Source organism: Achromobacter sp. GbtcB20 (assembly GCF_019091095.1).
GTDB classification, from domain to species: Bacteria; Pseudomonadota; Gammaproteobacteria; order Burkholderiales; family Burkholderiaceae_B; genus Achromobacter; species Achromobacter mucicolens.
In genome coordinates, this window is the sequence record NZ_JAGXJZ010000702.1 from 1 (window position 1) to 252 (window position 252).

The window sequence follows — 252 nt, forward strand, 5'->3', positions numbered from 1 at the left end:
GGCGGGGGGCTAGGCCGAGCGGGGGGACGCGGGGGGGGGGGTGCCGCCCGGGGCGAAAGCCCCCGCGCGGCGCCCCGCCGTCCGATGGGGTCAGGCGGCTGCGTCCAGCGGCTGGATCTTGCCGGCGGGCTGCCAGAAGACGCTGCCGTCGCGCCCGGTGACGGCCAGCGTGGTCAGGCGCCCGTTCTTGCAGGGCCCGCCCACGCAGACGCCCGTGTCGGGCTGGTAGGTGGCGCCGTGGCGGGCGCACAT

General features: G+C 79.4%; 1 protein-coding gene. It reads right to left on the bottom strand.

Features of this window, described 5'->3' with window-relative positions; translation table 11 throughout:
• Positions 1 to 90: 90 nt before the first annotated feature.
• Positions 91 to 252: Rieske (2Fe-2S) protein (locus KVT32_RS32440; protein WP_371825651.1), on the bottom strand; the 162-nt coding region annotated here is incomplete at its 5' end.